We start from the raw sequence: 26,964 nt of genomic DNA on the forward strand, positions 1-26,964 counted from the left end.
TAGACTGGTATTTTGCTGATCCTTATAGCGCTTGGCAACGAGGCACGAATGAAAATACAAATGGTTTAATCAGACAATACATTAAAAAAGGCAGTAATTTAAATGCCTATACGGATGAATATATCTCAGAAATCACTCAACGTTTGAATCATCGCCCAAGAAAAAGACTCAGCTTTAAAAGTCCGAGTCAGGTATTATGGCAACAACATGGTGTTGCACTTCAAATGCTAATCTAAGTATAAAAAAACCGCTCTTTTGAGCGGTCTTTTGTTCCTGTGAAACCTACTTCACATCAAAACGGTCTGCATTCATTACTTTCACCCAAGCGGCAACAAAGTCTTTTACAAACTTCTCTTTGTTATCATCTTGCGCATAAACTTCCGCATATGAACGTAAAATCGAGTTCGAACCAAAGACTAAGTCTACACGTGTTGCCGTCCATTTGGTTGCCCCTGTCGCACGCTCCACGATTTCATAACGGTTTTTACCCACAGGTTTCCAGTTGTATTTCATGTCGGTTAAGTTCACAAAGAAATCATTACTCAGTACCCCTACGCGATCTGTCAACACACCTTCTGGTGTACCTGCATAGTTCGTACCAAGTACACGCATACCACCAACCAATACCGCCATTTCAGGTGCAGTCAAACCGAGTAATTGTGCACGGTCTAACAGCATTTCTTCAGGTTGTACGCTGTAATCTTCTTTGACCCAGTTACGGAAACCATCATGCTTAGGCAATAAGTCTTCAAAAGAATACACATCAGTTTGCTCTTGAGTCGCATCGCCCCGTCCGGCAAGGAACGGAACTGTGATATTCACACCCGCAGCGTGTGCCGCTTTTTCAACGGCTGCTGTGCCACCCAGTACAATTAAATCCGCAATACTGACTTTTTTCGCAAGACCTGCCTGAATTTCTTTAAGTTTCGCCAAAACTTTGGCTAAACGCTCAGGCTCATTGCCCACCCAGTCTTTTTGTGGTGCAAGACGGATACGGGCGCCATTGGCACCACCACGGTAGTCTGAACCACGGAAAGTACGCGCACTGTCCCAAGCAGTATTGATCAATTCAACCGAAGTTAAACCACTATTCAGCAGTTTCGCTTTTAACTCTTCTATTTCAGCTTCAGACAAAACATAATCGACCGATGGAATTGGGTCTTGCCAAATCAGGTCTTCGCTCGGAACATCTGCACCTAAGTAGCGGGATTTTGGTCCCATATCACGGTGCGTCAGCTTATACCAAGCACGCGCAAACACTTCTGCCAAATAAGCTGGGTCTTTATAGAACCGCTCTGAGATTTTGCGGTATTCAGGGTCTATTTTTAATGCCATATCAGCATCAGTCATCATTGGGTTACGGCGTACATTTGGGTTATGCGCATCAACAGGTTTGTCTTCCTCTTTGATGTTAATCGGCTCCCATTGTTTCGCACCCGCAGGACTGGTGGTTTTTTCCCATTCATAAGTGAACAGCAGATAGAAAAACTCGTTATCCCATTTGGTCGGGTGTGTGGTCCAAGCCCCTTCTAAACCACTGACCATGGTGTTCGCACCATTGCCTGTGCCTTCGGAGTTATGCCAACCAAGACCTTGAAACTCCACGTCAGCGCTTTCGACATCTGCCCCTAAGTTTTCAGCTTTACCATTCCCGTGGGCTTTCCCTACGGTATGACCACCCGCAGTCAATGCCACGGTTTCTTCATCATCCATTCCCATACGGTCAAAAGTGACACGCATGTCTTGTGCAGTACGGAGGGGATCTTGAACGCCATCAACCCCTTCTGGATTGACGTAGATCAAACCCATTTGTACCGCAGCCAATGGATTTTCAAGCGATTTACGGTCTTGGTCATTGGCATAACGGTTTGCTGTTGGTGCCAGCCATTGGCGCTCTTCGCCCCAGTAAATATCTTTTTCAGGTGCCCAAATATCTAGACGACCACCACCGAAACCAAAGGTTTTCAGACCTGCTTCTTCATAAGCTACGGTCCCTGCGAGAACGATTAAATCGCCCCATGAAATTTTATTGCCATATTTACGTTTGACTGGCCAGAGTAAGCGACGGCCTTTATCGGTGTTGACGTTATCAGGCCAACTGTTGAGGGGGGCAAAACGTTGGTTACCAGTGTTGGCACCGCCACGTCCATCTTGTTTACGGTAAGAACCCGCCAAGTGCCATGCGGTACGGACAAACATCCCAATGTAGCTACCATAGTCAGATGGCCACCATTCTTGGCTGCTGTTGATGAGTTCACGTAGGTCTTGTTTCACCGCTTCTAGATCTAATGATTTGAATGCAGTTGCATAGTCAAAATCAGGATCCATCGGGTTGGTTTTTTTATCGTGTTGCGACAGGATGTCTAGATTGAGCGCATTGGGCCACCAATCAGAATTATTGGTGCTGGCTAAACTCGTTTGTCCACCGTCTTTCTGGTGAAATGGACAACCTGATGCTTGCATATTCTGTGTCATGTCGAGCTCCAAATTTGATCATCAAATTATGATTATCATGAACCGTTTAAAGTATTTATTACTGTTCTAACATAGCCCTTTTTTATGACAATCTAAAGCGAGTTTTACGAATAAAAACAATCGGATTATTCCATGTAAATATTTAAGAAAGAAAGATTTTTAACTTTTCAACAAGATAGAAGTCGACGAAAAAACAACAGCAAGAAAAGCTCTTAATGCGTGGTTAATGGACATTTTCAATTGAGTTTATCGTTTAAAACTTAGACGATTCCTACCAGCAATCAGTGCGGCTCAGGCTGAGTAAAAATCAAACAATAAAAAAGGCATACTTTCGGTTTTTAGATTTTTTTTGAAAGATATTTTAGTGATGTCGTTATGGTCTCGGTGATGACTGTTTTTGCCCCAGCCACCACCTGATCTTACACATAAAGCGCCCATTACACGCTTAAACGTCGACCTTCTCTTAAGCAGACAAACGGATTCATCAACTTCGAACTATTTTTCATCGCCACTTTCAAATCCATCTCAGGTTGCTCACGGCTTTCATCAGTCAGCTGAAAGGTGCGATAGTGAATGGCCATTGAGCATTTGGCATGCAGGTCTTTATGTGCTTGAAAGGCATCTTGTGGATTCATATGCATATAGCGCATGAGCTCACGCGGTTCATACGCCCCGATAGGCAGTAACGCAATTCGTGGTGCACCAAAACGTTGATGCAACTCTTTAAAGTGCGGTGAATAACCCGTATCCCCAGCAAAATAAGCATAGTCAGCACCACAGTGAATACTAAACCCGCCCCATAGCGCACGGTTTTGATCACGCAGTCCACGTCCAGAACCATGCTGTGCTGGGGTATAGACCAGTTTCAAATCATGCAAGCGTGCTGACTGCCACCAATCCATTTCCAACACTTGTAAATGCTTGGGTAAATACCATCCATTGCCCAAACCCGTATAAATGGGCATGGCGAAACGTTCATACAACCAGTTCAGACTGGCAACATCCATATGGTCATAGTGGTTGTGGCTCAAAAGTACCGCATGGATGGTCGGTAAATCTTCCAAGGCAATGCCAGCAGGCATAACACGGCGTGGACCTCGCCCTTGCTTCGGACTGACATGTTCCGCCCACACAGGATCGGTCAATAAATTATAGGGTCCTATCTGGAGCAATACCGTGGCATGCCCCACAAACCAAACCTGCCAATCATTTAAATCGGCATGAGGCCGATCTTGCGGCAGGCTTTTTTTATCGGCATGAAAATGTGCATATTCTTGTGCCAAATCCACATTCCATGTCGAGGATTTACGCTTAATCAACCATTTCAGCAAGTCGCCTCGGCTACGGCCCTCAGGTCGACGAACCGAATTGACAAAGCGAGTCCCGTTATAATGGTCGGAGTGTAGAAACTGAAATTCGGGCTGCCGCCATGTATGAGACATGGTATTTTCAGTCGGAATTTGATAATGGAGTTCAGTTGATTTTGGCTTCATTTAACGTCGTTATCTTTATTGCAATACACCAGTAACAGGACCAGTTTTGAAAACTGACCTCTACCTTAACCTATTCCAAGCGTCCTTGCATTCGCTCTAACCACACTTTTTTTGATTGTGGCTTAACAAAGAGTGCCACAATTTCAGGATGATTTTGTTTAATTTTTGCTTCAATTCGATTGACACAGGCTTCTATCTCATCGGTAGTCAGGTGATCTTCAAACTCCACACTCAATGAGGCCAAAACCTGTTTGGCACCCATTTGCTCGGTCAACAAGCCGTTGGCTGACAGCACACCTTCATCATCTTGGGCAATTTTTAAGATGTTTTGCCGTACATGCAGGTCAGCGGTCTCACCGAGCAGCAAACCTTTAGTTTCTCGTGCCAGTAGAAAAGCAGATACCGCCAGAACCAGCCCAATCAGAATGGACGCCACGCCATCCAGTTCAGGCAGATCTAAACGATGTGCCAAATAAATACCAAAAAAGGCAATCAACAGTCCAATCAATGCAGCAGAGTCTTCAAACAAAACGGTAAACGTGGTGGGATCTTTACTGCGTCGAAAAGCCTCAAAATAACCTTGCTGACCTTTCGCTTTACGAAACACTTTCAGGGCAACACACCATGACGCCCCCTCACTTACAAATGCAAAACCAAGTACAACATAATTGATGATCGGATTTAAAATCGGTTCAGGGTGTAAAATGTGCATGATCCCATTATACATAGAGACCAATGCCCCTAAGGCAAACACCATAAGAGATACAATGAAGGCCCAAAAATACAGCTCTCGCCCATAGCCAAAAGGATGATTAAAATTGGCAGGTTTATTCGACTTTTTTAGCCCATATAACAATAAAATTTCGTTTAAGGTATCTACAACAGAGTGAATCGCTTCACTCAACATGGCAGAACTATTGGTCAGATAAGCTGCTATAAACTTCACCAAGGCAATCGCTAAATTACCTATGAGTGCGGCATAAACCACCAGTTTATTTGAATCTGCCATATCGACTTTTAGCCCAAGCTGTATTCTATTTATGTTTTTATCATATCGAAATTTAGTGGCGCATAGCGCAGGTTTTTGTAGTTCATAAATAATAAACAGACCTAAGCAAACCTTGGTCTGTTTAAATACACCCATTTAAGTGCAAAGCTTTAACGCTCAGGCAATTTTACGTAAATCCTGCAACACGTCTAAATGTTTTTCTGCATCAAAGATGACTTGTTTGCCAATCATTTTTTTCAAATGTCGCATGTCTTTGGCTGCATTCACTGTAATTCCCCCCACGATAACACCATCGGTCACTCCAAACAGAACAAACGAAGAGGCTGCACGGAGTTCAGGTCGAATTTCGCCACGAACAATCCACTCTGCTGCGGCCATATCACCAACAAACTGATAGTTAATATCGAGCTGATCCGTCCAAAACCATGCAGGATTTGCTTTTGGATGCTCTACACTCATCACGTGACGGGCAAAAATTCCAGCCTGTAAATTGGCATTTTCCCATGTTTCCACACGACGGTACTGACCATCAGCACGAAGTTGGGTCGCGACATCACCCGCAGCATAAATATCTGGATGTGAAGTTTGGCAGTGTTCATTCACTTGAATGGCACTATCAACCGCTAAACCAGCATCGACTGCCAGTTGTGCATTCGGGACAATCCCAATACCATAAATCACGGCATCTGCACGTAACTGTTCCCCTGTTGCAAGAGTGATTACCACGGTTTCACCATCTAAATGATAGTGATTAATGGTGCTATTCAAGCGCACATCGACACCCGCAAGACGTTGTTGCGCCAATAAAAACTCACTCAAAATCTGCGGGGATGAACGCCCCATCACCATCGGCCCCATTTCAATCACCGTCACTTGACAGTCTTTAAAGCGCGCAGAGGAAGCCAGTTCTAATCCAATGACCCCTCCACCAATCAAGACAATTCGCTGTCCAGCTTGTAGCACAGGCACCAGTGCTTGAGAGTCTTCCAAATTACGTAAGGTATAAATGCGTTGACCTAAAGCATCGAAATTCGGCAAGCGACGTGCTGCACCGCCAGTCGCAAGCAACAGTTTGTCATAAGCAATCACATCACCCTTTTGCAATTCAACAGTTTTTTCCTCAGGGTTGATTTTCACCACGCCATTGCCACAGATATGCGTGACACCTAAAGTCGCCAATTTCTCTTCTGATAAAATCTCAACCTTGGTTTCTTCGGGCTTTAAAATCACATCTTTGGATAAAGGTGGACGTTCATAAGGCAAATGAACTTCATCCCCAATCAGGATAATATTGCCCTCATACTTGTTACCGCGGAGTTCTAAAATCGCACTCGCACCCGCCTGTCCCGCACCAACGATGACAATGGTTTCAATATTGCTCATTTGATTCACCCTTTTAACTCTGCCGAGACAATACCAAAGCCCGCAATCCACTCGCTGATGTCTTCATAACAATGCGTCGTCATCTCGTATTCACCGAGTTCATGTAAGGCTGCAAATGCCGCCATCCAAGAACGGACTTCCTGACCACCCCGCCCACCATCACGGCGAATGTCTGCTTCAGTCATGGCTTCAATTGTAGCGAAGTCTGCTTTGCCCAATATTTCAAGCAATGCACGATCCCATTCTGGATTGAGTGGCACGGCAACAGATTGATCACCTGCTGCCAGTTTCTGCCCCACGGCAATAATTTTGGCTTGACGATGATTCCGTGATTCTTCACTTGGATTACGTCCACAAATCAAAAACTCTTCCACTTCTGGCGGTACAGCACCCATTTGTGGTGTCGGAGGATCATGTGAAAGTCCACCTGTTCCTAAAATTAAAACCCTTTCATTTTCAAGATTTAAAGACTGAATAAATTGTCCAACAGCACGCCCCAAAGCAATGGTTCGCTTGGTGGTTGGCATCGGTGCCGCTGCACCATTGACAAAAATAGGAATGGTTGGATAACGGTCTAGCTGTCCACCACACAGAAAATGTAAAGGCTGCGTCACGCCGTGATCGGCTTGCATTCGGTAGGAATAGGCAACATCCACACCTTCATCGAGTACACGACGCACCAAAGCAATCGCAGTATCTTCAGGCACATTGATTTTGTCGTTATCTTTACCGTAGTCCCAATCACCTGCCGCAGTTGCACGAATACCCACACAAAAACTTGGCATCAAATCATAGAAAAAACCATTAAAATGGTCTGGGCCAAAAGTAATGATGAGGGTTGGATCATACCCTTTGACTTCTGCCGCAAGCTGGGCAAAAGTCTCACGTACGATCTGTTCTTTACGCTGTTCTTGCGGTGAAGCAAATTCCATTAAGGGACTGTGCGATGCACAAATGAGTTTAACGGCCATGTGTGACTCCAAAATAGAAACCGTCGCTTAATGACTGTGTTTCCTTAATATATGCAAAGATCTCAATATAAAGACTGGGTCAAAATTAAGCGTTGAAATGATGAAGCGGAGTCTTTCCAATAAAGCATCAACTTCCGGACTAACCTTCGGTTCGACCTACTTTTCTTTTGGGAAAAGTAGGTCGAACCATTGTCATTCGCAAAACTCGGCAACAACCATCACGACATTGACAGGTCGCAGAAACATTTCGTTTTAGCTTTAGTCCTGCCTCAAACAATTGCGAATGACTTTTCCGCGTACCCAAAATTTTTGAAATACTCATCAACCCTAATTGAGTTTAGATTCGAGATTTCTTTACGTTTAAAAGCTCCAAAGATCTCTAGATGATGAGCAGTTCAGTGAATCAATCACTCATCAAAGAACCCTGCACGGGGTTGGCGTAAACCACGGATGCCTAAACCGCATTCAGCATTGATCAAAACACCCGTCAGTGGACGGTTGTTCTGACGCGATGCCAATAGAACGTATGAACCTGTCATCTCTTCAGGTTCAGGCAAGAAATTTAGTGGCATACCACGAGCAATCTTTTCAGGGTCACGTGCATCGAGTAGCCCCAAATTTTCTTGACCCAAAGATGCCGCCCCTTTGATATTGACATTCATACCTGACGGCGCCACCGCATTCACTCGTACTTTAGGCGCAAGTTCATAGGCCAATTCTTTCATCACCCCCACACCTGCATGCTTAGAAGCTGTATATACAGGGCCTCCGCCTGCCGAGTACAAGGCTGAATTAGACAAAGTAAATATGATCGACCCTTCAGAAGCTATCAATGCCTCCAGTGCGGCCTTTGCCCCCAAGATGAGCGATTTGGTATTAATGCCCATAATTTCATCAAAGGCTCTATCTAACTGTTCACCTGACGTATTGACGATATCGGCATAATGATCCCAAATCCCAGCATTACCGACAAAACAATCCAATTTGCCAAAACGCTCAAGCGTGGCATTCACGGCACGGACATTGTCTTCATAGCAAGCCACATCACCCGCAATCGCAAGAATGCGATCACCGAAATGTGCCTGTAATGCCTCCACTTTGGCTTGTGAACGCTGTAACACAGCCACCTGTGCGCCTTCTGCTAAAAAGCGCTCGACCAATGCCCAGCCCAGACCAGAACCGCCCCCCGTAATCAGGGCAACTTCACCTTGTAACCAGCCCATGCTTATGCTCCCGCCATCTCGACAAACAATTGTCCATCTTCCACAATCACAGGAAAGGTTTGAATAGGATCGGTTGCAGGCAGGCATAAAGCCTGACCTGTTTTTAGGCAGAAACGAGCAGAATGTAATGGACATTCCACTGTGCCGTCCTCTTCCAAATAACCTTCGGACATGGAAGCATTGCCATGTGAACAGCGGTCATTCATAGCAAAGAACTCTCCACCATTGTTGAAGACTGCCAGTGCTTCAATCCCATTCACACCGCAGTCCACTTTCAATGCCTCGCCTTCGTCTAACTCATCGACTTGGCACACAAAAATCTTATTCATTAGAAGAACACACTCAGGTTATGGGAGTTGTAAGTCACTTGGTCTAGGGTGATTTTACGATTGAAAATCTGGAAACCTTGCTTGGTATCCACTTTACGAAGTTTGTCATGACGCTTCCCGCAGTAGAGGGTGACATCTTTTTCTTTCTGGGTACGGTAGAGTAAATACGTCACGTAAACATCATACTCACCGTCGACTTCAGTCGCTTCAACGATCACATTGGACACCATGTGTGTGGTACGAGACGGTGGCTCTTCAGCCCATGCCATCCCTGTTTCCAAACGCGCGACACGACGTTCTAACAAATCTTTAGAGTCGTTAAACACCCACGTGGTTGGCGGCTCAACCGAACGACGACGGTCACGGGTTTGCGCATTCGGTGTCGTGCGTAAGGTATAGGCAATATCATCTGCCAAGACATCCAACCACTCACGGAATTTCCAGTCGTCGAGCAATTTTGCTTCACGGTAAAGGAACTGACTGATCTGATGTTGAAGTTCTAAATTGATCTGACTCATTTCATCAACTCCTTCTCATAGTCTTCCGCGGCTTTTTCGACTTCTTCCCATGTTTCATGAATCAGTAAATCTGCCCAACGGCGGTATAAGCCACGTGCTGCGGTTTCGGAGAAAATATAGTTGGTAATGCCTGGAATGCCATCTTCACGAACTTTCTCATTGCCCAAGCCCATTTCCATAATCAACGGGTTGTTACGTGCTTTATAGCCACGAAGTACTTTTTGGATTTCAATCCAGTTTTCCGAGTCATCTTGCTCAAGGAAACCCGCAGGGCCAAAAGCACGCGTTGCAGAACGCTCAAAAGCTTCTTTCACTCCTTGCGATGCTTCAGCATCGGCAATGCAGAATGCCCAGACTTCAGTTTTGTTTGGACCGCGCGGATGCCAGACTCGAAGCGTTGCCGTTCCATTTAACCACGACATGGTCGGGAACATGGTGTTATGCCCCGCAAGACGTAATGCACGTACTTCACCCAAACGCTCTTTCACTTCCTCAAAGGTTTCACGGAAGTAGTTCGCTACTTCACCATCCACCCAGACGTTGGCATCGGGCTTTTCGGTAAAGAAGAAGCCTGAGCCATGACCACGTGAACCATACTGAATGGCATCTTTGGCAGTTTCCCAGACTGGACGCGCGGTTTGTGCCACACCGAGTTTTTTAGAAGAGTCGTCATCGGGTTTAGCGCCCAAAACTTGAATCGCAGAGGCATGGGAGAACAAGGCATGGTACTGATCTGAGGCAAACTGTTCTGCCGCAAATTTCCAGTTACACTCGATTTCCCACTTGTGTACCCCACCAATGATTTCAGTCCCACCTGAACGACGATCGACCACGCCATCTAAATACCAAGCGATATCCCCCATATATTCAATCAGGTCTGGAGTCGATTCATCCCAGCAGCCAAAAATAAGCCCCTTATAAGACTCTACGCGGTTGACTTGAACCAAGCCCCACTGTTCTTTGCAGGCACCTTGTGGGAAAGCACGATCTTCAAGTGGAATATCTTTCAGTGAGCCATCTACCCCATAAGACCAGCCATGATATGGACAGGTAAAAGCGCGAGTATTGCCACAGTCTGCAAAGCTGACCCGCATAGAACGATGTCGACATTGGTTTAGAAATGCTTTAATTGAGCCATCTTTTTGACGTGCCACAATAATTGGGTCTTCACCCATGTAAGTATTGAAAAAATCACCTGATTTTGGAATTTGGCTTTCATGACATAGAAATAGCCATGTACGCCCAAACACGCGTTCCAGTTCTAATTCGTATAAATCTGGGTCTGTATAGATGGATGGCGAGATACGTCCATTTTGTGCATCGACCAAAGCGTCGATTTCACGCACATCAATTTTTCCACTCATGAAAAGCTCTCCTGCGACCAATACACGGCACAACGTAAATAGACTCAACTTTTGAGGCATCATGATTTTTTAGACAGCTTTAGTGAAATATTTTTTTTGTTTTAATTAATACGTTTTAGCAATTATTAGAAAAGTTATTTCTTATATTAAAATCTCCGCATTCATCTCAAGACCATTTATTTTATAAATACTTGAATCATCTTCACGGCATAGTTGTTTATAGATTATACTTTGTTGTAGTCGTGGTAAGACATTTTTTGGATTACTCAGTGGGTTATTTATATGGAACTTAGACACCTTCGCTATTTCATCACCGTTGCTGAAGAACTGAACTTCAGTAAGGCGGCATTGAAACTTTATACCGCTCAACCTTCACTCAGTCAGCAAATCAAAGACCTCGAAGAAGATGTCGGCGTACAGTTGCTGTATCGAACCAAGCGAAAAGTTGAACTCACGGAAGAAGGTGCTGTTTTTCTAGAACAGGCACGCCTGACTCTAGCTCAAGCGGACAAAGCGGTCGCTATGGCACGTCAAGTGTCACAAGCCAAACAGCAAATGCTGCGCATAGGTTTCGTGCCAGTTGCGGAAATGAAAATATTCCCTTATGTGTTGCCAAATCTGCGTGTACAAAACCCCGACTTAAAAATTGAGTTACTCAGTATGAACAATACTGAGCAGATGCGTTTGTTGAAAAAAGGTGAGCTGGACATTACCTTTACCCGACATAACTTTCATAATGATGAACTTGAGAGCCAATTTGTTCTACGTGAGCCACTCATCTTCCTGCTTCCCAAAGATCACCCTTTAGCAAAATATGAACGCATTCCTGTTAAGGCTTTAAATGGTATTGATTTTATCATTCCCGCAGCCGAACAGTCACAAACCCTGCACCAGACTATTTTAGAATTTGCCAAAAATAATAGTATTGAATTCAATATTGTTCAAAAGGCCGATAATATTCTATTTAATATCAACTCAATTGGGATGGGTCTCGGTTGCACTATTTTACCTGGCTATGTTGCACCCTTAACCATGAGCAATACCGTGATTCGTCCGCTTGAGGTTGAACTCCCTTACTTAGATTTATATGTAAGCTATCGTAAAAACACCACATCACTGGCTGTAAATAAATTTCTAGAATTACTGACTCGGGTGTTTTATTTGAACATTAACCGTGAATAAATCCCCAATGAGTTCAAATTAATCCTCAAATACGAGACACCACTATTTTCTGAATAAATGGCGGTGTACCTTTTTCATGAAAAAGTACCCTGAACTACAAGCGTATCTAGAGTATTTCAGTTTTAAACCAGACTTATCAGCTCTCGACTTTTGTTGTCTCTACTTTTTAAAGGAAGATTAACGAATAAAAATCAGAATTTTTGTAAGGTTTTACCTACAACTTAAGTCTAAACATAAGCATATACTGAGCTAGCTATTGCGATTTTTGCTGCACTAAAAAATAAAATAGAAAAGGAGAAAATCATGCCGATGCCTACTTTACAGCGTTTAAAAACGGCCATGCAGTTTCGCCCCTTCTTTTTCATTAGTTTTTTGGTTACGGCTATTTTTTATGCTCTGCTCAATACCCTGACTGACTGGTCTTGGTCTACCAATTTATTGATCAGTTGGAACATTGCCGTCTCAAGTTATTTGCTCAAAACCATGACAACGCTTTGGTCTGTTGACCATCGACACATTCTTCAACATGCACAGCAACAAGATGCCAGTAAATGGATTATTCTACTGTTGGTGATCATGACATTAGTTATGTGTTTGATTGCAATTGTGTTGGAGTTAACTCATCTTCCCAATGACCCAGCTATCAAATATGGTCACTTGGCTCTGTCCTTACTGACCATTATAAGTGCATGGCTCTTTATACATACTGTGTTTGCCATTCATTATGCGCATGACTATTATCTCGCTATTGCGGATCAACAAGATGCTGGCTTGGACTTTCCAAAAACGGCACAGCCGACTTATCCTGACTTCTTATACTTTAGTTATGTGATTGGCACTTCAGCGCAAACTGCGGACGTTTCGATTACTTCCCGTTCCATGCGTATTCTCAATATTCTGCACATTATTTTGGCCTATGGTTTTAACACCTCGATTTTGGCCATTAGCATCAATGTAGCGGCAGGCTTTATTACACTCTAAGTTTAATGCTTCTTCTTTGAAATTTCGGACATAAAAAAAGGATGGTTCAACCATCCTTTTTCAATTCAATCGCTTATTTCACACCACGTGCACTTAAATAATCTTTAATCACCGTATTAAATTCTTCAGCTTTTTCCACCTGTGACCAATGTCCACACTGACTGAAAATGTGGGCATCCGCAAATGGAACCGTATTTAAAATATCCCATGTACGAGATACAGGAATCACCACATCCTGAACACCATGAATCAGCAATACAGGCACTTGGATATCCTTCATTTTTTCAAAATCGAGTGGGAACTCAAAACGATCACGGTCACGTGCGCCTACCACATCCATTAAACGGTCTGAGGCATAGTCATTCTTGGCTGCTTCATAACGAACTTTGACCAACTCATCGGTAATTAAGCGCTTATCCACCACAAACATCGACAAAGTATTTTTGATGCCTTCTTCGGTCAAAACAGGATTAGCATGGGCTTTCAGCGCAGCAGTTTGTTTGGCTCCGCCTGTCCCCATCGACACAATACCCAAGACACGTTCTGGATAATCGAGCACCATTTGAAAAGCTAACCACCCACCCAGTGAATTGCCCACCAACCAAGTTTTTTCAATGCCTAAAGCATCCAGTGTACGCACTGCATGATCGACCCATGCGCGAATGCCATAAGCCGTACCATCAGCCACCACTGTTTGACCATAGCCAATTGAGTCAATAGCAATACAACGGGCTTGCTCCGCAATCTGTGGTAAATTTAACCACCAGTTCGCTGCTGCCGAAACACCTGTTCCAGAGCCGTGTAAAAATAAAATTGGTGTACCCTCACCCACTTCATGATAATGGGTTAACTCACTTTCCGCTGTTTCAATCCATTTATCTTCCAAGCCAAAGAATGGGTCGGTGGTGTAATTGGGGATTTGGACCGTGCTCATACTTACTCCTCGTACAGCCTAAGACCCGTCTGATGTTCTGTGTTCAGGACAGGTCAATTCATTCATTTCGACAGTTTTACTGTTCCATCTTACCTGTTCAAAACGACTCTACTGATACTTGTTTTCGATCAGACACTACAAAAAAACGATTATTTAAATAAATGTTTTACAACAATATTTTTATTAAATCAGAAAATTTTTTTATTATTTGAAGGTGATTCAACAAAGAGCGACTTGTGCCCAAATCGCCCGCTTTCAGTTCAATACTTAAAATTTATAGCTATAAGTCGTAGCAACACGATATTCTTTTAAATCGCTTTTCCAATCATAGTCTGTGTCAATATACATGGCTTGAATCCCTAGACCTTTGAATTTGCCTTCAGGTACGGTGTAATTCACAATCAGATTCAATTCTTGTTCGTCCTGATCGGTTTTACCGCCTGCTGTCGCATCAAAACCAGCAAAATAAATTGCATTGGCATTCAAACCTTTTAACCCCAATTCAGCAAAGTCATAGCCATAAGAGATATTCCATGATTTCTCTTTGGCATTGGTAAAGGTTGCCACGGACCAATTCACCAGGTATGGCTGTGGTACCCATCCTGCCAAGGTTGGGAAGCTGTTATCGCCAAACATTTGTTGATAGCCCAAACCTACACTGTGTGACCCATGACTGAATTTAGCGCCCATCGACAAGGCTTGGTTGTCAATTTCGCCATACAACTTATCGCCTGACTCAGAATTATCAAAATAACGAACATGGCTGGTCAGCTTCGTATTCGTCCCCAGCGTGGTGTTATAATTGATTCCTGCATAATGCTGTTGATAAATGTCTTTGACATCGGCATACCAATAGCTTGCTCCAAACTCTGGATTAAACTGATGATCAATCCCCGCGATGTACATACCATCCGCTGTTTTAGCAGTATTTGGATTATTGTTCGGAAATAAACTTAAGTCCTGAAACTGATTGTCATAACGTGCATTAATCCCATCAATATACGCCAAACTTAGTTTGGTATCTTTCAGCTCTTTAGACTCCAACCATGCCCCGCGATAGGTGGTCAGCAGCTGACGTGATGGATCAAATACTAAAACTGGGGAAACAGGTAGCAGCTCACCGACTTTTAGTTCCGTTTGCGATACTTTGGCTTTTAAAGTGGCACCGACTTTGCCAAAATCACGGGCTTGTTCCTGTCCATTATGTGGAAGTACCCAATCGGCATTTTTATCACGCCCATTTAAACGAAAAGCATGTTGTACCAAAACATCCGCACCGACTTGCAATGCACCAATTTGAGCATAACCAGATTTGGCATCTAAGCTGATGGCCTGCGACCAACTGCCCCAATTATTTTGTGGCAGGGTTTCATACTGGCGGTCTAAATAAAAATTTCTGAATTTTAACTGGACTTGACTATCGTCGATAAAGTCTGCATTCGTTGCAGTTGTACCTAATGCCGCAGCTGCGACACAGATGGCTGTCCATAAAGTTTGACGACGCATGAGATATATTCCAATAATCACATTAAGCTATAACGTCATCATGCGGAACTCATTGAACAGAAAAAATCCGACCACAGTCTTAAGAAAATGCCACATCACCGACTATAAATACCAAGCTGGACACCGCTCTTTTTTCATTTAGATAAAATTACAATAACTCACTTTTAACCTAATTTCGCAAGTTATGATGAAAGATGGAGCCTTTCCAACCTTTCTCGTTTTAAACCACTTTCTTTTCTAAATAGTTTGAATAATTTAAGTGTTTTTTTGTTTAAGTTTTTCGAGTCAGTTTTTTTATTTCAGCGTAACGTTATAAGAAAAAGCGCTCATATCACAGAAATTTTCTATATGTGCATGATGAAGTTGAATAACGTTAAAATTTTATGCATGTGTATTCAAGATTGATCATCCGCAAAACCTGTTCACTGGGTGCACTTAAATACTACGATTGCAAAAATAGCCTATTTCAAATATCACGCAGGTTGCTGATGAGGTTTCGTGGCTCGAATAATTTCTAAATTTAAAAAACAAAAAAGCGCTCCGAAGGACTAATACTAATCAGTTAAGGAGTTTCATCGTAAACTCCTTAATCTTTTGGGCTATTCACAGCGGAGTCTTACCGTTTTTAAATCGAATTTTTGGAGCTCGTTTTGTTCTTTTGTTTCGCCAAAAGAACCAAAAACATTTGTCATCCGCAAAACCTGTTCACTTTCTACATTTAAATAATTTTGTTGCAAAAACAGTCTACTTCAAAGGCCAGATAGGTTGCGGATGACGCTTCCACGTATCCAATAATATCGCAAGTTTTAAAAAGAAAATGCCCGTCAATTTCTTAATTGACGGGCATTCCTATTTAGATGTTTTTACTCATTCAAGATCAGATTAAACCAAAGCAGCCTTCGCTTTCGACATGGTCAAAGCCAAATCTTCAATCATGTCTTCCTGACCACCGACCGTACCACGACGGCCTAATTCCAATAAAATCTCACGCGCTGACACACCATATTTGGCTTCTGCACGCTTTGCAAAGAGTAAGAACGATGAATACACCCCTGCATAACCCAAAGTCGCCGCATCACGGTCCGCTCGAATTGGGTTCAACATCATTGGAATCACCAAATCCTCTGCCACATCCTGTACTTTAAACAGATCCACGCCTGTTTCTAAGCCCATACGGTTAGCGACCGCAATAAACAATTCCAATGGTGTATTGCCCGCGCCAGCACCTAAACCCGCAGACGCCAAGTCGACACGAATTGCACCTGCATCAACCGCAGCAACCGTATTTGCCACCCCCATACCCAAGTTATGATGCCCATGGAAACCCAGTTCAATACTGCTGTCCAATTCTTGACGCAGTAAACCGACACGGTCTGTGACATCTTGTGGCAGCATATAACCTGCTGAATCAGTCACATAAATACAGTTCGCGCCATAAGACACCATCTTTTTCGCTTCTTCAAGCAGTTGAGCAGGCGATGCCATGTGTGCCAACATCAAGAAACCCACAGTATCCATACCCAGCTGACGTGCCGCAGTAATATGCTGCTCTGAACAATCGGCTTCGGTACAGTGGGTTGCTACACGAATGGTAGAAACACCAATTTCATGCGCCATTTTTAAATGATCGACTGTACCAATGCCGGGTAACAGCAAGGCTGACACTTTGGCATTTTTCATACGCGGAACAACAGCAGATAAGTATTCTTCATCCGTTGCCGCAGCGAAACCGTAGTTCACTGATGAACCGCCTAAGCCATCGCCATGCGTCACTTCAATCAGCGGTACACCTGCATCATCCAATGCAGTGGAAATTGCAATCATTTGCTCAACAGTGGTTTGATGGCGCTGTGGATGCATACCATCACGCAAAGTCATATCATGCACAATAATCTTAGACATGGGTTGCTCCTTATACTTCAGCCATAGCCAATAAACGTTCCGCAAACATTTCCGCAGTGCGCGCAGCTGCCGCAGTCATAATGTCCAAATTCCCTGCGTACTTTGGCAAGAAATCACCCAAGCCTTCTACTTCAAGGAATATCGAAACGCGGTTGCCATCAAATACTGGACCATTCACCAGTTTATAACCGGGTACATATTTCTGAACTTCAGTAATCATGGCCTGAACAGATGCCGTAATGGCCACTTGATCAGGTTCACCTTCAACTAAACAATGCACCGTATCGCGCATCATGAGTGGTGGCTCGGCTGGGTTGATAATGATGATGGCTTTACCTTGTTTTGCACCGCCGACTTTCTCAATCGCGCCAGCCGTGGTACGGGTAAATTCATCAATGTTTTTACGTGTACCCGGGCCAACCGACTTGGTCGAAACGGTCGCAATAATTTCCCCATAACTCACCGCTTGTACGCGAGAAATGGCAGCCACCATAGGAATGGTCGCTTGTCCACCACAGGTCACCATGTTCACATTCGGCAACTCACCTGCATCCAAGAGTTCTTGAAGGTTGACAGGTGGCACACAAAACGGACCAATCGCAGCAGGTGTCAGGTCAATCATCTGCACACCTAATTCGTTCAACTTACGGCTATTTTCCGCATGCACATAAGCCGAGGTCGCATCAAAGGCAATTTGAATTTCATCCGCAACTACATGTGGCAGTAATCCGTCTACACCTTCTGCTGTGGTTTTTAGACCCATATTCGCTGCGCGGGTTAAACCTTCTGAACTTGGGTCAATCCCGACCATCCATACTGGCTCAAGGAATTCGCTACGCTGCAACTTATACAATAAATCTGTTCCGATATTTCCCGGACCGATTAATGCACATTTAATCTTTTTCATGCATCTACTCTCTCAAAAATCCAATTTATTCCGCAGCAAACGCAGCGACTACTGAACCAAAGCCTTCAATTTCAACTTTAAATTCATCCCCTGCTTGGGCAATCACCATTGGCCCCAAAGCACCCGTTAAAATAATGTCACCAGCCAGCAATGGACGACCACGACGTACCATCTCATCGGCAAGCCAAACCGCAGCATTTAAAGGATTGGCTAAACAGGCTTTACCAATGCCTTGCGAAACTACCTCATCGCCACGGGTCATGGTCATTTTGCAGTTGACTAAGTCAAGCTGATCCAATTTCACGGGGCGTGAACCCAAAACAAATGCCGCAGAAGACGCATTGTCTGCCACGGTATCAATCAATGAAATTTTCCAGTTCTCAATGCGACTATCCACCACTTCAATTGCAGGCAAGGCATAGGCTGTGGCACTAATAATGTCTGCATAGCTATGTTTTTCTTGAGTTAAGTCTTTGTTAATCACTAACGCGATTTCTGCTTCTACTTTAGGCTGAATCAATAAACCTGCAGGAATGGCTTCACCATCGCCATAAGCCATATCGGCAAACAGCATGCCGAAATCGGGCTGATCAACCCCTAGTTGCGCCTGCACGACTTTAGAGGTCAAACCAATTTTACGTCCTACCAAGCGACGCCCTTCTTGTAAGGCACGTTGGGTATTCACTTCCTGAACCGCATACGCAATATCGACATCTGCCTGTTCCGCACCTAATTGCGGACGTATAGGTGCAATCGCAGTTTTTGATAATTCGGCATTGCGTAAAGCCTGCGCAACAGATTCAACAACAGCAGAATTCGACATCTAGCTTTCCTTAAACTGCAAAATAGAGACAAAATACTGTTTTATCGAGCAAGGGAAAGACAGAGATGTTCAAAATGAAGCGAGCATATACTTGAAGAAGAACCTGATGGCTTATCCCTAAGACCACTCAAAACGAGTATGTTTTAGACCACTCAAGCATCGGAAAATTGCGGGTTTTACGCCAATACTTATTTTATTTTTTACAATAGTTAGAACCTATAAATCTTTTCTATTTTAGCCATCAAAATAAACAGCATAGAAAAATCAAAACGGAAAACGACAAAATCACCCATAATTTCACTATGTATATTTCAATCAAATTTTTTCATCTACGACTAAAAAACGATACGTGAGAAACCTATTTGAAGAAATCTATAATTAGAAAAACCTCTTATCAAAGAGGTTTTTCTAGTTAAATGATTTTATGCTGCAAATAAAGCAGGATTGTTCTTGAAACTTTCACGTTGTTGAATAGCCAATACATAGCGCTCAATTGCTGGATGTGGCTTTAATAAATTCATTTTTAATTGCCACATGATCATTGCTCCTAAACTGATATCGGCTGCCGTAAACTGCGAACCGCATAGATACGGGCTGGCTTGCTCCAAGCCTTGAATCAACGCTTGATACGTATCCTGATAATCGCCATACCCCATAAACATCTTCTGTTCTGGCGAAACTAGTACTTTTAAATGTTGATTGTCGGAGGCTGCTGCAAACGGGCCTGCACCAAAAAACAACCAACGATAATATAAACCTCTTTTCGGATCATCCAGTGCGGGAGCCAAACCTTTTTCAGAAAATTGATCTGCTAGATATGCACAAATGGCATCCAACTCGTAAATCACCACATCACCATCTACCAAAACAGGCACTTTACCAAAAGGGTTGAGTTTTAAAAATTCGGCTGATTTCATTTCTGCGCCATAGGCAACTTCTATACGCTCGAGCTCAATCCCCAAATCAAGAATAAGCCAGTCCACCACAACGCCACGAGATTGCGTATTGGTATATAAAGTTAAAGCCATTGTTCTATCCTCTGTGTTTATTGTTTTTTTAGAATAGAACTGAGTTGTGTCAGTTTTTGTCAGCAGTGTTTGCCGATTGTCCTGAATTTGAAAATTCTTTTTGACACCATTGTTCAAATAAATGGCGTTTAAATTGGGGATAAATTTGCTCTGTGAATATGAGTGTTTGAATCCGATCTAAACGAAAGTTTCTAAAGTCTTCTCGCAATTCACACCATGCAGCCAACAACATTTTGTCGTTAAAATACCCCAATGCAAAAGGCCATAATTGCCTATGCGAAATCTGTTTATGCTCATCAACATAATCAATCTGAATTTTAGTCTGTAAGCGAATTGCAACACGAACTTGTTCCACAATGGTTTGATCAACCTCAATCCATGAATGAATTGATTTTAGATAAGTATCATTTAAAAATTCTTGTTTTCTTTGTGGCAATACTGCTTTTAATTTACTTAATACTGAATGTGAAGCCTGCTGTAATGCATGATCAGGGATGGATTTAGCCCATTGTAATGCCAGATACATCGCTTCAATTTCTGACTCATCTAAACTCATTGGCGGCAGGAGAAAGTTTTCTTTCAATTGAAATCCTAAACCTGCACTTCCCTCAATATTGACCCCTTGATCACGTAAACTTTCGATATCCCGATACACACTTCGCACACTGATTTGCAAGTGCTCAGCCAAACATTGGGCTGTAACAGGATAACGCTGTTCCCGCAGATGCTGTAACAAATGAAGTAATCGAATAGAACGACTCATAGCGTATTTCTTGTTCTTCAAAATTAAGTTTAGGCATATATCCTTATACGCCTTGAAAAATGGTCAACTTTGCTTACGCCACATCGAAAGCCTTCAACTGCTGTCTTAAAAAATGATCCAAACTGGCTACATCATCTACAATCGTCAAAGGCTGATATTGTCTTAAGGTTTCAGGTGTATGCACACCATAGCTCACCCCAATTCTCGGCATAGCAATATTACGTGCCATCTCCAAGTCATAACTGGTATCACCGACCATAATCGCGCGTTCAGCGGACACACCCGTTTCAGTTAAGATTTCTTCTAACATCAAAGGATGTGGTTTGGACTTGGTTTCACTGGCAGCACGGGTTGCCACAAATAACGATTGACTCTGAGTCTGTGCCAACACTCGGTCTAAGCCTTTACGGCTTTTACCCGTTGCCACCGCCAACAATAACCCCGCTTCACGTAAGCCATTCAGCATGTCTGCAACACCATCAAACCAGACATCAGTTTTTGAGTTCGCTACATAATGTTCTGCATAGCATTGCAAAATTTCAGTATGTAACTCAGGCACTTGAGGGAATAAACGCTGTGCAACCTCTGGCAAGCCTAAACCGATAATGCTTTTGGCATCTTCACGGGTGAGCGGTTGTGAAAATTGCTGTGCTGCAAATTGTAAACTCGCCACAATCTGCCCCACTGAATCAAATAATGTGCCATCCCAATCAAAGATAATCAGTTCTACAGGTTTATTCATGCTGGGGTTCCAATATTTACTTTTATGAAAACAATTTACACAATGCATTTGCTAACGATGGCAACAGAAGTGTCGCCGTTGAGCTGATTTGCACTTCGCTTTACCACAGTATTTAAAGCGTGTTCAGGATGTTCTATCAGCTCAACAAAAGACTGTTGCTACTTTTCATCTTTGAAAATTAAAGATGACCAATACAACATCATTTTAAATTAATCACAACCAACAAAAGCCATGTCTTTACCAATGCTCCTACAATGAAGTGGAAAAGGCTTAATCCTTCTTCTGTGCTCTTAACTGCGCCACAATACTCTGCATATCTTCAGGCAACGGCGCTTCAATCGTCTCATAACCAGGGATGTCTAAACGCATCGCATGTAAACATAAACGACGTGGTTTCGGTCCCTTGTATTCTGTTTCATGACCATATTTATCATCCCCAACCAATGGATGACCGATACTTAAACCATGCACACGAATTTGATGGGTACGCCCTGAAAGTGGCGAGGCATAGACTAAGGTTGCATGCATAAAGCGCTCAGCCACATTCCACTGCGTCTTAGACTCTTTACCTTCACTCGATACACGTACACGACGCTCGCCATTAGACAACTCATAGCGGTGCAAAGGCGCATCAATTAACTGCTTGTCTAAACTCACCACACCTTTGACGACAGCGGCGTAAGTTTTCTTAATTTTGTGTTCACGTAGCATGTCCTGTAAGCTTTTTAATACACTACGCTTTTTAGAAATCATCACCAAACCTGAGGTATCACGGTCAATACGATGAATCAGTTCTAAATATTTTTTACCTGTTGCCGCACGTAAGCCTTCAATCAGACCATAGGCCACACCACTGCCGCCATGTACAGCAATTCCGGATGGCTTATTGACGACCATCAAGCCTTCATCTTCATACACCACACGGCTCAGCAAACTCTGTGCGACTTTGTCAGAAACAGGCGCCGCATTTTCATCTTTTTGTTCATAGCGAATCGGGGCCACACGAATTTGGTCCCCAATCGACAGTTTAGTTTCTGCTTTTATACGCTTTTTATTGACCCGAACCTGACCTTCACGAATCAGACGATAAATACGACTTTTAGGCACACCTTTTAAACGGCTAAATAAAAAATTATCAATCCGTTGCCCTGCTTGATGCTCGTCCACTTCAAACCACGTCACGTTTTGCCATTGTTGGGTAGAATTCATACAGTTACTGCGACCTAAAAAATACGGAATTTGGATAAAAAATGACCACTTAGGCTATGCTTTACACAAGAAAGACTAGCTTAGCCCATAGGCAGATGGTACAAGGTTTGATATAGTCAGCGCACGGATACCACCATAAGTGAGTTAAAAGCTTAATCATTTCAATTTTAAATTGGATAATTAAGAAAAACTCAACTCAGCTTGGAACGGTCCCAAAAGAATTATGCCGACGCCGAAGGCTTATTATATCGGCAAAACTGCAAACTGTTAGGTTTAATTGTGCATCTGCACATAAATCAGTTTGCCCCAAAAAAATATGTGACCAACCTCAAGTTGGTTTTTAAACGTAAACTGATACACATCAGATTAGTCGCTCCCTGATCTCGTATTCAGGCCACAGCGTTGATGCATATGGATCTGTACAGTTGTAAAGATACGATGATAATTCCGTATCAAGACACCCTATCCAAAAAGAAGGGTTGCTCTTCGAGCAAATGTGACAGTGAAAGTTACTTACATCCAATGCACCGCTTGTCCGCCAGTGAAACGCGCAGGAGACTTTAATCGTTTAAAGATTGAAGCCGTATTGCCATCATCAATATGTGAATCAAAACCGAAGCCGATCAAAAAGGCAGGTAATAAAACTCAGACCACAATCGGTTTATTTGAGATCTGAGCAAAATTGGTCCGTGATGTTTGATGTTCGCTACGTGTTTTAGCGATAATTTGTTGTGTATCACTATTAGGTGTTACACCCATGAAACGTATGTTGATTAATGCAACACATGCCGAAGAAATTCGCGTTGCACTTGTCACTGGGCAGCGTCTTTACGATTTTGACTTAGAGAATCGTACCCGTGAACAAAAAAAATCTAATATCTATAAAGGTCACGTGACTCGCGTTGAACCTTCTTTAGAAGCTGTGTTTGTCGAATATGGTGCAGGACGTCAAGGCTTCTTGTCTATGCGCGAAATCGCAAACTCATATTATCAAGCAGACCCACGCCAAACTTCAAACATTCGCGAATTGATTACTGAAGGCACAGAGCTTTTGGTTCAAGTTGAGAAAGAAGAACGTGGCAACAAAGGGGCTGCCCTTTCTACCTTCATCTCTTTAGCGGGTCGCTATTTGGTACTCATGCCAAACAATCCAAAAGGTGGTGGTATTAGTCGTCAAATTTCAGGTTCTGTGCGTGACGAACTGAAAGAAATGTTGGCTTCACTCAATGTTCCACGTGGTATGAGCGTAATTGTTCGTACCGCAGGGATTGGGCGTTCTCAAGAAGAACTACAGCTTGACCTACAACACTTACTCGATCTTTGGGCACAAATCCAAAACACAGCAAGTTCTGGTCCATCACCAATGTTGGTTCATCAGGAAGCGGGCGTGGTGACACGTGCGATTCGTGATTATTTACGTGATGATGTTGCTGAAATCTTAATTGACTCAGAACAAGCCTATAACGAAGCGTATAACTTCGTGAAAGCAGTGATGCCTCGTCAAATCGACAAGTTAAAAACCTATACCTTGAATGAACCGTTATTTGCTCATTTTGGTATCGAAAGCCAAATTCAAACAGCTTATGAACGTGAAGTGAAGTTGCCTTCTGGTGGTTCAATCGTGATTGACCAAACAGAAGCTTTGGTTTCTATTGATATTAACTCTGCAAAATCAACCCGTGGTAGTGACGTTGAAGATACAGCGCTCAATACCAATCTTGAAGCAGCAGAAGAAATTGCACGTCAACTGCGTTTACGCGACATTGGTGGTTTAGTTGTCATCGACTTTATCGACATGACCAAAGACCGCAACCAACGTATGGTTGAGGCGAAACTTCGCGAAGCAACACAAAGCGACCGTGCCCGTATCCAATTCGGTCAATTGTCTCGTTTTGGCTTGATGGAAATGAGCCGTCAACGTCTACGCCCTTCGCTTGAAGAAGCAACAGGTTATGTCTGCCCGCGCTGTCATGGCACAGGTATGGTTCGTGATCTACGTTCACTTTCACTTTCGATCATGCGTAAAGTCGAAGAAATTGCACTACGTGAACGTCATGGCGAAGTTCAAGTTGAAGTGCCTGTTGAAATTGCAGCCTTCTTATTGAATGAAAAGCGTCACACTCTAGTTTACCTAGAGCAAACCTCTGGTGTTCGTGTGACCGTGCTTCCACACCCACACTTAGAAACACCACATTACGAAATTTCGTATAACCCTGAAGGCTTTGCACCAACCAGTTATGAACGTACAGAAGCAACGCGTTCAAGCGAAAAAGAGTTGGGCTACGAGTCATCAGAATGGCATTTGGATGGTGCAGATCACGCACATCAACACGCCGCTCCAGCAGTGCCTGCACAACAAGAAAAAGGCAATAAAAAGCAACGTAATAATAACCCGCAACAAACAGCTCAACCTGCTCCAGCACCGTCTGTAGCATCAAGCAGCCCATGTGCTTGGTTAGAAAACTTGTTTGTACAAAAACAAGCTGCAACTGTTGATCAATCACGCTCTGCAAACAATGCTGCTGCGGCCATTGAACAAATGGTCAATGGTGGTGCGGTCAGTCGCGGCCAATTTGGTCAAGTTGCCGTCCCAACAGTAACAACACCAAGCAATAACGCGTACATGACTTCTGCTCCTGTACATGCAAAATCTGAACACCGTGAAGAGAAGCATGTCGAGAAAGAGGAACGCGGTACACGCCACAATAAAAAGCGTTCTAAACATAAAGAGCCACGCGAGCAAAATGCACAACATGAAAACCAAGTTCATGAAGAAATTGTGCAAGTGCCACGTCAAGAGCAACAACGTCAAGATCGTTATGAACAACGTTCTGAGCGTAACGAGCAACAACGCCAAGACCGTGACCGTCCTGAGCGTAGTGAACAGCAACGCCAAGAACCGCGTGAAAACAAGCGTTCATCACGTCGCCAACACGGTGAACAACAGCAAAGTAATGATGTTCAAAATGAACAACAAAATACAATGCCACGTCGTGACCGTCGCAACCAACCACGTCCAGAGCGTCCAAATCGCCACCGCGACCCAAGCGTCCTGAACGAGCAAGCGGTTGAAACAGCGCCAGTGGTCGCTCAAGAACCTCAACTCAAAGTTGAGCTGATTGAAGCACCTCGTCAAGAGATGATCACAACAGCACATGTGGTCAATGTCGATCAAGCGCAAAGTGAAATCGTGGCGTTAACACCAGCTCAAACGACAACTGAAACCAAGCCTCAGCAAACTGCTGTTGTGAAAGCAGAGGTTGATCTAAAAGCAGAGACGGTTGAACCAGCAAAAGCACCTGAGGTTGTAGAAGCTCCAGCTGAACACCACGCAGAGCAGAAACCACGTGAAAGCGTAAAACGTGCCAGCAATGATCCACGTCAACGCCGTCGCCAACAACGCGCTGCCCAGGCACAGCAAGCTGAAGCACCGAAACTCACACCTTCACAGGTACCAACGTTAGGACAGTACACCATCAGCAGCTTGATTCGTCATGTCTATGGTGAAGACTGTTCAGTGTTGATTGAGCAATTTGGCTTAATTCCAACCTTCAACCGTGCCCTTCAGAAATTTACTGAAGAGTATGCTGCAACGTTAAGCAAAACAGCTTCAACGCCTGCTGTAGAAGCTGAGAAAAAACCTGTCACACGTGATGTTGAAGTTGCCAAAGCACAACCTGAAGCAGAACCTGTTGCAGTCTTGGACTTAACACCACCAAAGCCTGAGTCAGAAAAGCGTGTTGCAAATGACCCTCGCGAGCGTCGTCGTTTAGCAAAACTTGCTGCTGAACAAGCCTTGGATCAAGTGAAACAAGCACGTGAAACTGCACCTGTTGCTGATGTGACCGCTCCTGAAGAAACTGTTGCAGTTGCGCAAGTGGAGGCACCTGAAGCTCAAGTCGAAGAAACTCCCGTAGTTGAAACGACTCAGGAAAGCCCTGTTGAAGCTGAGGCTCAATCTGAAAACACAGTTGTGACAGCAGTCGCTGAAACAGCTGAGGCCGAACCTAAAGCGCCAGTAGTTGAAGAAGCACCAGTTGTAGCACCAACTAAAGCGCCAAAAGCTGCGAAAATAACTGAAGATACAGCAGAGAAAGCTGAAACTTCAGCAGAAGCTGACGAATCAGATAAGTCTGATAAAGACAAGCCAGTTCGTCCGCGTCGTCCACGTGGGCGTCCACCGAAAAAGGCCAGTCCAACTGAGTCGTAATTCGCCTTAGAG

At 43.6% G+C, this 26,964-nt stretch carries 22 protein-coding genes; 4 read left to right on the forward strand and 18 right to left on the reverse strand.

Annotated elements, in window-relative coordinates; genetic code table 11:
• A partial coding sequence (locus B9T36_RS11395; RefSeq protein ID WP_139841363.1) for an IS30 family transposase occupies window positions 1–236 on the forward strand: 236 nt, incomplete at its 5' end.
• 46 nt (window positions 237–282) lie between these two features.
• Here B9T36_RS11395 and katG read toward each other — a convergent pair.
• From katG to hcaE, 9 genes are all read right to left on the reverse strand, one after another.
• Window positions 283–2,475: a catalase/peroxidase HPI gene (katG, locus tag B9T36_RS11400; RefSeq protein ID WP_086209610.1), complete on the reverse strand. Its 2,193-nt coding sequence runs from the start codon at window positions 2,473–2,475 to the stop codon at window positions 283–285.
• Window positions 2,476–2,912: 437 nt separating this feature from the next.
• A complete protein-coding gene (locus tag B9T36_RS11405) occupies window positions 2,913–3,968 on the reverse strand; it encodes an MBL fold metallo-hydrolase (RefSeq protein WP_086209611.1) in 1,056 nt (351 codons plus the stop codon).
• Between the two features lie 70 nt (window positions 3,969–4,038).
• Window positions 4,039–4,977 (reverse strand): cation diffusion facilitator family transporter, encoded by a 939-nt coding sequence (locus tag B9T36_RS11410; protein ID WP_086209807.1) that lies wholly within the window; start codon window positions 4,975–4,977, stop codon window positions 4,039–4,041.
• Window positions 4,978–5,133: 156 nt separating this feature from the next.
• Window positions 5,134–6,360: a 3-phenylpropionate/cinnamic acid dioxygenase ferredoxin--NAD(+) reductase subunit gene (gene hcaD / locus B9T36_RS11415; RefSeq protein WP_086209612.1), complete on the reverse strand. Its 1,227-nt coding sequence runs from the start codon at window positions 6,358–6,360 to the stop codon at window positions 5,134–5,136.
• A gap of 5 nt (window positions 6,361–6,365) precedes the next feature.
• Entirely contained in the window at window positions 6,366–7,331 is a 966-nt protein-coding gene (locus B9T36_RS11420) for a 3-carboxyethylcatechol 2,3-dioxygenase (RefSeq protein ID WP_086209613.1), read from the reverse strand.
• Window positions 7,332–7,738: 407 nt separating this feature from the next.
• The gene (gene hcaB / locus B9T36_RS11425) at window positions 7,739–8,554 is read right to left on the reverse strand and encodes a 3-phenylpropionate-dihydrodiol/cinnamic acid-dihydrodiol dehydrogenase (protein ID WP_086209614.1); all 816 of its coding nucleotides are present in this window, start codon (window positions 8,552–8,554) and stop codon (window positions 7,739–7,741) included.
• Window positions 8,555–8,556: 2 nt separating this feature from the next.
• A complete protein-coding gene (hcaC, locus tag B9T36_RS11430; RefSeq protein WP_086209615.1) occupies window positions 8,557–8,883 on the reverse strand; it encodes a 3-phenylpropionate/cinnamic acid dioxygenase ferredoxin subunit in 327 nt (108 codons plus the stop codon).
• Entirely contained in the window at window positions 8,883–9,401 is a 519-nt protein-coding gene (gene hcaF / locus B9T36_RS11435; protein WP_086209616.1) for a 3-phenylpropionate/cinnamic acid dioxygenase subunit beta, read from the reverse strand. Before hcaF ends, hcaC begins: the two co-directional genes overlap by 1 nt.
• Window positions 9,398–10,765, reverse strand: a complete 1,368-nt coding sequence (gene hcaE / locus B9T36_RS11440; protein WP_086209617.1) for a 3-phenylpropionate/cinnamic acid dioxygenase subunit alpha — start codon at window positions 10,763–10,765, stop codon at window positions 9,398–9,400. Before hcaE ends, hcaF begins: the two co-directional genes overlap by 4 nt.
• A gap of 282 nt (window positions 10,766–11,047) precedes the next feature.
• Between hcaE and hcaR the strand changes: the two genes are divergently transcribed.
• Together hcaR and B9T36_RS11450 are read left to right on the forward strand one after the other, a co-directional pair.
• Window positions 11,048–11,947 carry a DNA-binding transcriptional regulator HcaR gene (gene hcaR, locus B9T36_RS11445; RefSeq protein ID WP_086209618.1) on the forward strand — a complete coding sequence of 300 codons (900 nt, stop codon included), beginning with the start codon at window positions 11,048–11,050 and terminating at the stop codon, window positions 11,945–11,947.
• A gap of 303 nt (window positions 11,948–12,250) precedes the next feature.
• Window positions 12,251–12,928 (forward strand): DUF1345 domain-containing protein, encoded by a 678-nt coding sequence (locus B9T36_RS11450; protein WP_086209619.1) that lies wholly within the window; start codon window positions 12,251–12,253, stop codon window positions 12,926–12,928.
• Between the two features lie 73 nt (window positions 12,929–13,001).
• Here B9T36_RS11450 and B9T36_RS11455 read toward each other — a convergent pair whose 3' ends face one another.
• The 9 genes from B9T36_RS11455 to B9T36_RS11495 form a co-directional block, all read right to left on the reverse strand.
• On the reverse strand, window positions 13,002–13,862 hold the full coding sequence (locus B9T36_RS11455) for an alpha/beta fold hydrolase (RefSeq protein ID WP_086209620.1): 861 nt from the start codon (window positions 13,860–13,862) through the stop codon (window positions 13,002–13,004).
• A 267-nt stretch (window positions 13,863–14,129) separates the two neighbouring features.
• On the reverse strand, window positions 14,130–15,368 hold the full coding sequence (locus tag B9T36_RS11460; protein ID WP_086209621.1) for an OprD family outer membrane porin: 1,239 nt from the start codon (window positions 15,366–15,368) through the stop codon (window positions 14,130–14,132).
• An 882-nt stretch (window positions 15,369–16,250) separates the two neighbouring features.
• Entirely contained in the window at window positions 16,251–17,270 is a 1,020-nt protein-coding gene (gene dmpG / locus B9T36_RS11465) for a 4-hydroxy-2-oxovalerate aldolase (RefSeq protein WP_068909697.1), read from the reverse strand.
• Between the two features lie 10 nt (window positions 17,271–17,280).
• Window positions 17,281–18,177, reverse strand: coding sequence for an acetaldehyde dehydrogenase (acetylating) (locus B9T36_RS11470; protein ID WP_086209622.1), 897 nt, complete (start codon window positions 18,175–18,177; stop codon window positions 17,281–17,283).
• Window positions 18,178–18,202: 25 nt separating this feature from the next.
• Window positions 18,203–19,000 carry a 2-keto-4-pentenoate hydratase gene (locus B9T36_RS11475; RefSeq protein ID WP_086209623.1) on the reverse strand — a complete coding sequence of 266 codons (798 nt, stop codon included), beginning with the start codon at window positions 18,998–19,000 and terminating at the stop codon, window positions 18,203–18,205.
• Between the two features lie 422 nt (window positions 19,001–19,422).
• Window positions 19,423–20,028: a glutathione S-transferase family protein gene (locus B9T36_RS11480; protein WP_086209624.1), complete on the reverse strand. Its 606-nt coding sequence runs from the start codon at window positions 20,026–20,028 to the stop codon at window positions 19,423–19,425.
• Window positions 20,029–20,077: 49 nt separating this feature from the next.
• Complete coding sequence (locus tag B9T36_RS11485; protein WP_086209625.1) at window positions 20,078–20,791, reverse strand: helix-turn-helix transcriptional regulator; 714 nt, start codon at window positions 20,789–20,791, stop codon at window positions 20,078–20,080.
• Between the two features lie 73 nt (window positions 20,792–20,864).
• Complete coding sequence (locus tag B9T36_RS11490; protein WP_086209626.1) at window positions 20,865–21,533, reverse strand: HAD-IA family hydrolase; 669 nt, start codon at window positions 21,531–21,533, stop codon at window positions 20,865–20,867.
• A 270-nt stretch (window positions 21,534–21,803) separates the two neighbouring features.
• A complete protein-coding gene (locus tag B9T36_RS11495) occupies window positions 21,804–22,742 on the reverse strand; it encodes an RluA family pseudouridine synthase (protein WP_086209627.1) in 939 nt (312 codons plus the stop codon).
• Between the two features lie 757 nt (window positions 22,743–23,499).
• Between B9T36_RS11495 and B9T36_RS11500 the strand changes: the two genes are divergently transcribed.
• A complete protein-coding gene (locus B9T36_RS11500) occupies window positions 23,500–26,952 on the forward strand; it encodes an Rne/Rng family ribonuclease (RefSeq protein ID WP_086209628.1) in 3,453 nt (1,150 codons plus the stop codon).
• The last annotated feature ends 12 nt before the right edge of the window (window positions 26,953–26,964 follow it).

The organism is Acinetobacter sp. ANC 4204 (genome assembly GCF_002135205.1).
Lineage (GTDB): Bacteria > Pseudomonadota > Gammaproteobacteria > Pseudomonadales > Moraxellaceae > Acinetobacter.

Excerpts from the sequence above, each read along its gene's own strand:
- B9T36_RS11500 (WP_086209628.1), top strand. The coding sequence starts at position 23,500 with ATGAAACGTATGTTGATTAATGCAACACATGCCGAAGAAATTCGCGTT.
- dmpG (WP_068909697.1), bottom strand. The coding sequence starts at position 17,270 with ATGTCTAAGATTATTGTGCATGATATGACTTTGCGTGATGGTATGCAT.
- B9T36_RS11455 (WP_086209620.1), bottom strand. The coding sequence starts at position 13,862 with ATGAGCACGGTCCAAATCCCCAATTACACCACCGACCCATTCTTTGGC.
- B9T36_RS11475 (WP_086209623.1), bottom strand. The coding sequence starts at position 19,000 with ATGTCGAATTCTGCTGTTGTTGAATCTGTTGCGCAGGCTTTACGCAAT.
- hcaF (WP_086209616.1), bottom strand. The coding sequence starts at position 9,401 with ATGAGTCAGATCAATTTAGAACTTCAACATCAGATCAGTCAGTTCCTT.
- B9T36_RS11480 (WP_086209624.1), bottom strand. The coding sequence starts at position 20,028 with ATGGCTTTAACTTTATATACCAATACGCAATCTCGTGGCGTTGTGGTG.
- B9T36_RS11460 (WP_086209621.1), bottom strand. The coding sequence starts at position 15,368 with ATGCGTCGTCAAACTTTATGGACAGCCATCTGTGTCGCAGCTGCGGCA.
- hcaE (WP_086209617.1), bottom strand. The coding sequence starts at position 10,765 with ATGAGTGGAAAAATTGATGTGCGTGAAATCGACGCTTTGGTCGATGCA.
- B9T36_RS11490 (WP_086209626.1), bottom strand. The coding sequence starts at position 21,533 with ATGAATAAACCTGTAGAACTGATTATCTTTGATTGGGATGGCACATTA.
- B9T36_RS11495 (WP_086209627.1), bottom strand. The coding sequence starts at position 22,742 with ATGAATTCTACCCAACAATGGCAAAACGTGACGTGGTTTGAAGTGGAC.
- B9T36_RS11450 (WP_086209619.1), top strand. The coding sequence starts at position 12,251 with ATGCCGATGCCTACTTTACAGCGTTTAAAAACGGCCATGCAGTTTCGC.
- katG (WP_086209610.1), bottom strand. The coding sequence starts at position 2,475 with ATGACACAGAATATGCAAGCATCAGGTTGTCCATTTCACCAGAAAGAC.
- B9T36_RS11470 (WP_086209622.1), bottom strand. The coding sequence starts at position 18,177 with ATGAAAAAGATTAAATGTGCATTAATCGGTCCGGGAAATATCGGAACA.
- B9T36_RS11420 (WP_086209613.1), bottom strand. The coding sequence starts at position 7,331 with ATGGCCGTTAAACTCATTTGTGCATCGCACAGTCCCTTAATGGAATTT.
- hcaC (WP_086209615.1), bottom strand. The coding sequence starts at position 8,883 with ATGAATAAGATTTTTGTGTGCCAAGTCGATGAGTTAGACGAAGGCGAG.
- hcaR (WP_086209618.1), top strand. The coding sequence starts at position 11,048 with ATGGAACTTAGACACCTTCGCTATTTCATCACCGTTGCTGAAGAACTG.
- B9T36_RS11405 (WP_086209611.1), bottom strand. The coding sequence starts at position 3,968 with ATGAAGCCAAAATCAACTGAACTCCATTATCAAATTCCGACTGAAAAT.
- B9T36_RS11485 (WP_086209625.1), bottom strand. The coding sequence starts at position 20,791 with ATGAGTCGTTCTATTCGATTACTTCATTTGTTACAGCATCTGCGGGAA.
- hcaD (WP_086209612.1), bottom strand. The coding sequence starts at position 6,360 with ATGAGCAATATTGAAACCATTGTCATCGTTGGTGCGGGACAGGCGGGT.
- B9T36_RS11410 (WP_086209807.1), bottom strand. The coding sequence starts at position 4,977 with ATGGCAGATTCAAATAAACTGGTGGTTTATGCCGCACTCATAGGTAAT.
- hcaB (WP_086209614.1), bottom strand. The coding sequence starts at position 8,554 with ATGGGCTGGTTACAAGGTGAAGTTGCCCTGATTACGGGGGGCGGTTCT.